6 protein-coding genes are annotated in these 5,244 nt (G+C 24.3%); 4 read left to right on the forward strand and 2 right to left on the reverse strand.

The annotated features are described in order from the left end of the window. Window positions 1-550: 550 nt before the first annotated feature. The gene (locus tag AC07E4_RS09310) at window positions 551-703 is read left to right on the forward strand and encodes a zinc-ribbon domain-containing protein (RefSeq protein ID WP_040327330.1); all 153 of its coding nucleotides are present in this window, start codon (window positions 551-553) and stop codon (window positions 701-703) included. Window positions 704-997: 294 nt separating this feature from the next. After that, window positions 998-1,150, forward strand: coding sequence for a zinc-ribbon domain-containing protein (locus AC07E4_RS09315; RefSeq protein ID WP_040327332.1), 153 nt, complete (start codon window positions 998-1,000; stop codon window positions 1,148-1,150). 114 nt (window positions 1,151-1,264) lie between these two features. Here AC07E4_RS09315 and glnA read toward each other — a convergent pair whose 3' ends face one another. Beyond that, window positions 1,265-2,695, reverse strand: a complete 1,431-nt coding sequence (gene glnA / locus AC07E4_RS09320) for a type I glutamate--ammonia ligase (RefSeq protein WP_040327333.1) — start codon at window positions 2,693-2,695, stop codon at window positions 1,265-1,267. A 410-nt stretch (window positions 2,696-3,105) separates the two neighbouring features. Here glnA and AC07E4_RS09325 point away from each other — a divergent pair, with 410 nt between their 5' ends. Next, entirely contained in the window at window positions 3,106-3,477 is a 372-nt protein-coding gene (locus tag AC07E4_RS09325) for a VOC family protein (protein WP_040327334.1), read from the forward strand. 278 nt (window positions 3,478-3,755) lie between these two features. Here the strand turns inward: AC07E4_RS09325 and AC07E4_RS09330 are convergent, their stop codons facing one another. Continuing rightward, a complete protein-coding gene (locus AC07E4_RS09330) occupies window positions 3,756-4,421 on the reverse strand; it encodes an HD domain-containing protein (RefSeq protein WP_051540122.1) in 666 nt (221 codons plus the stop codon). A gap of 309 nt (window positions 4,422-4,730) precedes the next feature. Between AC07E4_RS09330 and AC07E4_RS09335 the strand changes: the two genes are divergently transcribed. Next, entirely contained in the window at window positions 4,731-5,135 is a 405-nt protein-coding gene (locus AC07E4_RS09335) for a hypothetical protein (RefSeq protein ID WP_478216212.1), read from the forward strand. The last annotated feature ends 109 nt before the right edge of the window (window positions 5,136-5,244 follow it).

The raw sequence follows: 5,244 nt of genomic DNA on the forward strand, positions 1-5,244 counted from the left end.
GTAATCTTATAGCTTTTGTTTTTACATATTAAATGAAATTAGTTGAACTTTTAAGGATGTAATAATACTTATGTATGTATTTGAAACTAAAGCAATAATTAAATGTAAACTTAAAATTTAGAGTTAGCATTAACTATAGGGTTACAAGTTCAAATTCAAAATAACAAATTTAAATATTAAAAGCGAAGCGAGTAATATTCACCATAACTATTCACTTTTCACTCTTAGTTCTTAATTGGTTTCAACCATGATATCAGAATAAACTGTAAGATTAGTATTATTATTTAAGAAAGACATTACTTTGAATTTGGAACCCTATAAGATATTTTATTAAAATGTGAATTGATATAGATTTAAATGATTTATATTAAATTTAAATTAAAATAAAAAAAGACAAATTTCAAAAAACACTTGCATTAATATATATACATATGATACAATAAATACATAATTTAAAAAGGTTTACAAAGAAAAATAGATTTCTCCTAATACAAATTAGAGAGTATATATTAATCAACGTAAAATCTTTAATTTTAAGGAGGAATATACAATGGCAGATAGAACATTAGTATGCAAAGATTGCGGACAAGAATTCGTATTCACAGAAGGAGAACAAGAATTCTACAAAGAAAAAGGATTTGATAACGATCCTGTAAGATGTGCAGATTGCAGAAGAGCAAGAAAACAACAAAATAGAAGATAATTAAATATTTTCATAGAAAAACTACAAGCATTCCTTGTAGTTTTTTATTATTTTTAGAAAGTTATTTATAAAAATAAATTTCTAAAAGTTAAAATAAAATGAATCAATATTGTTTTCTATAATGTTGAAATTTTAAAATAAATTTTCCATAAACTACTTGTAATAATAATAAAACGTGTTATAATTAATACATAATTTAAAAAAAGTTTTACAAAGATAAATACATTTCTCCTAATATAAATTAGAGAATATATTAACTTATGTAAAATCTTTAATTTTAAGGAGGAATATACAATGGCAGATAGAACAATAGTATGCAAAGATTGCGGTAAAGAATTCATATTCACAGAAGGAGAACAAGAATTCTACAAAGAAAAAGGATTCGATAACGATCCTGTAAGATGCCCAGATTGCAGAAGAGCAAGAAAACAACAAAATAGAAGATAATTAAAATATTTTCATAAAAAACCACAAGAAATTCTTGTGGTTTTTGTTTTTAATTAATTTTAAACTAATAAAAATATCCTACTTAATCATAATCTTAAGTAGGATATTTCTATTTTATAAATCGTAGTAAAGTTCAAATTCTATTGGTGACGGAATATTATTAACTCTTTTACAATCATTATTATATTTATGATTTATCCAATTTTTTATGAAGTCTTCAGTAAATACATTTTCACGCAATAAAAAATCATGATCTTTATCTAATTCTTTTAATGCTTCTTCTAGTGAAGTTGGAAGAGCTTTAATTTTATTTTTTTCTTCTTCTGGTAAATCAAATACATTTACATCATATGGACCAAAACCTTCTTTAGTAGGATCAATTTTGTTTATAATTCCATCAATTCCAGCCATTAGAATTGCAGAATAAGCAAGGTATGGGTTACAAGTAGCATCAGAAGGTCTGAATTCAAATCTACGCTTTTTAGGATCTTTTATATATCCAGGAATTCTTATAACGGAACTTCTATTTCCAGTAGCGAAACATATAGAAACAGGAGCTTCAAATCCAGGAATAAGTCTTTTATAAGAGTTAGTTGAAGGATTTGTAAATCCTAATAAAGCTTTACTATGTTTTAAAACTCCTCCTATAAAATAAAGAGCTTTATCACTTAATTTAGAATATCCATTTTCATCATAAAAAATATTTTCGCCATTTTTTTCAAGCAACATATGAATATGCATTCCACTACCAGCTTCATTATATAGTGGTTTTGGCATAAAAGTTGCAGTTTTTCCATGTAATACAGATTCATTTCTAATTAAATATTTAGCCATCATTGTTGCATCGGCCATGTGTAACATTTCATCAAGTTCTACTTCAATTTCTAATTGACCAGCTGCACCAACTTCATGATGATGATATTTAACTCTAATACCCATTTCCTCAAGTTTTAAAATCATAGCACTTCTTAAATCATTATTTAAATCATGAGGAAGTGACATGTGATAACCATTTTGAAATGGAACCTTATATCCATTATTGTTTTCTCCTACATTGCTATTCCAATATGCTTCTTTTGAATCTATGGTGACTTCTTGATGCTCATGTTTAACTTCAAATGCTGCATGATCAAATATATAAAATTCAAATTCTGGAGCAATAGAAAAAGTATCTGCTATATTTAAATCTTTTAAACATTTTTTAGCTTTTTCAGCTATATATCTTGGATCACCAGAATATCTGTCCTCTAATGAACCTACAGTATATATATTAGCAAGCATACTTAAGGTAGGAGCACTGCAATATGTATCTACAAATGCAGTAGTGTAATCGGGAATAAAACACATATCAGAATTTTCTACAGAAGAGTAGCCATAGCTAGATCCATCAAATCCAATTCCATCTATAAAAAGCTGATTATTTAATCTTTCGCTTGGAATAGATAAATGATTCCATTTTCCATCTAAGGTTACAACTTTAAAATCAATAATTTTTATGCCTTCACTATCAACGTAATTTTTTAATTCTTCATAATTTTTAAACATGATACGCCTCGCTTCTCTATGAATACATAGTTAAAATATTTTAAAGTGTATAATTAAATTTTATTTTAATGATGTACAACTGTCAATTTATTATATTAAAATGAAATAAATGGAATAACAGTTATAGTATTTTACCATAGTAAATATAAGCTTAAAATTGACATTATAGCTTTTCTTTTTTAAACAACATATTTAAATATACAATCAAAATGGGAAAATACGGAATAGAATTTTAAAAAAATTTTAAATAAAGTAAAGGAATTTTTGTATTTATAAAATGTTAACAAAATGAAAATTTTAATTATTATAATCTAATATTTATTTAATATAGGATTTTTATGTATATAAAAGTAATTTGTATTATAATTGTATTAAAGTAAATATTATTAAAATGAAAGAAGGGAAAAGAAATGTTTACAAATCATATAGGATTAAAGGTTAAAGATATAGAATATTGTAAGAGTTTTTATTGCGAAAATTTTGATTTTAAAATTCATCATGAGTATGAAGATGAAAGAATTAAATTAACTTTTTTGGAAAATGAAAATTCAATTATAGAACTTATATATACTAAAGAAAAAGATTATAATTATGTACAAAATGGAATTGTTGAGCATATAGCATTTACTGTAGATAACATAGATTTGTACAAAGAAAAATTAATGAAAAATAATGTTAAATGTATATCTAAAGAATTTAAAGAAGTGGATAACAAGAAAATATTTTTCATAGAAGGTCCTAGTGGCGAAAAGTTAGAATTAGTTGAACATATAAGAAAGTAAGGCATGACTACTTTAGTGGAGAAATAGAGATTTTAAGTATTTTATAGCAATTAACAATGAAGGATAAAACGGAAGTATCAGTTTTTTCAATCAATTTCTATAATAATTTGAAAAGTAAATTATTTAAGCATTATATAAAAATTTAGTTTTTTATGCACTTCTGCTCACCATCATTGTTAATTGATTCCAAATATAAATATAGGAATAACATGTAACTTTAGTAGTATCGTTTGATAAAGAGATCACTTTGAATTTGTAACCCTATAAATGTATACAACTTAGTAAATTATTTTGTTATAAACTTCTTTAAACTTTGACTCATTTTTCAAAATTTCTTGAGCTTCTAAAATTGGTTGCATAATGATTTCTTGACTTTCTTTCAAATGAAATTTTACATATCCATTTTCACCATATTTATCTTTTAAATGTGAATATACAATAGAGTAAGTTTTTTCTTTGGTTAAATCATTATAGTAATTTAATGTGTAGTCATAACAACGAGTTATCATATCTACTATGTTAGTAGTCCTATCAGCATCAGATACTATTAAACCATATAGCGTACGAGGTATCTTTAAATTAGATGCTCTATGATCTTCACATGCATTAGCCATTATAATTAATTCATCCTGAGAAAAGTAGTCTTTTAACAAAATATCATTTAGAAGAATATGTTTGGAATTAATATGATGATTTTTTCTATCTACTTTAAGACCAATATCATGAAAGGCCGCAATTGTAAATACCATACTATAATTTACATTGTAATTTCTTGCAAGTAATATGGAAGAATTTATTACTGTTAATGCATGTTTTATATTATGAGCATTGTCAAAAGAATTATATATAGTGATTATATTTTTCATAATATATATTCTTAATTCTTCAGAAATAAAATTATTTAATATGTATATAACATTTTTATCTAACAAATTATTAATCATAAAAATTTTTCTCCTATAGTTTAAGTAATAATAATTTATTATACAAACTATAGAGTTTTAATACAACTTTTAATAATTTTATAAGTTGTGAAATTTTATTAAAGAATTATTAAAAATTGTAATTTACTTTGCAAAATTTAGCTAAATTCAAACTGTAAAGAAAAAAATAACAAATTTCTATAAATTTTTACCAATAATTAAACGAATATATTATAGAAACTATTTTTACATGAATTTCAGTTTACAAGAAAAACTTATTACAAAATTTAAATTCAATAATTTGAAAGTAAAGATTTAAGGAGGAATTTGATGGAGAAAATTACAATGATAGAGAAAATCAATAAGTGTTTTGCCATAGGTGTAACAATTTTAGCTATAGCAAATTCAGTGGGATTAATGCTTATGGTTAAAAATGGAACAATGAAAGGGTATTTAGGATTATTATGTATAATAATAATAGTCACAGCCATATCTGTAATGTTAGTAGCTTACAGGAAAGATCATAAAAATATAAAAATAAGGCACATAGTAGCAACACCCTTTGCTATTTTATATGCAATAAGTTTATTTGGAACAGATTCACTAGCAGCACCTATTATAATAACTGAACTTATAGTTATGTCTATGATTTATTTAGATTCTAAATTTATATTAAGACTTATTATTGGAGCTATAATATTAAATGGAGCATGGACATCTCATAGGCCCCTATAGAAATGTAGACTCATAATTCAAATGGAATTATACTAAGATTAATGAATGGAGGGGTGCATTATGAGTGGAAATTTTATTAGAAAATATACTGAGGAAGAACGAGTGAAAA

The organism is Clostridium amazonense, from assembly GCF_056431285.1.